The 392-nt window shown below is 42.6% G+C and carries 1 protein-coding gene; it reads right to left on the bottom strand.

Going from position 1 to position 392, the window contains the following annotated elements:
- Nucleotides 1-88: 88 nt before the first annotated feature.
- Nucleotides 89-392, bottom strand: a 304-nt coding sequence (locus tag WH95_RS20185; RefSeq protein ID WP_046510254.1) for a hypothetical protein, incomplete at its 5' end; no start/stop codon positions are given.

The following is a 392-nucleotide window of genomic DNA, read 5'->3' as shown; positions in this document are numbered from 1 at the left end:
GCCTTTCGTTTGATTATAAAATGATGGAAAGTCTTGTAATGAGGCTCCCCATCCCAATCCACTTCAGGGTGAGCACAAATATCAATCTTTAACATTTCACTCCCCCTTTGCCGTCAATATCCGGAGTTATATACCAACCCTCCCTCCAAGCAGTTAAACAACCCTGTATAACCTCATGAGGGGTACGGTTTTCTGTATCCATAAGAAGGCCTTTGTGAATAACCTCAGCCTTTTCATTAAACAAAAAATACCAAAAATCCCGCGTTGATCGTGGTTCATCACCGTTGATTTGCTGAACTCGAGCTGCTCCCGCAAACTCTCGCACACCATTCTCACTTACTTTTTCGATTGTTATTTCAAGCATGATTGCTTCTCCTTTCACGCAAGGGAAA

Origin of the sequence: Kiloniella litopenaei, assembly GCF_000982415.1 — a bacterium.
GTDB lineage: Bacteria > Pseudomonadota > Alphaproteobacteria > Kiloniellales > Kiloniellaceae > Kiloniella > Kiloniella litopenaei.
Note: the sequence above shows the minus strand (reverse complement) of the source record. Positions and strands in the feature narration are given on the sequence as shown.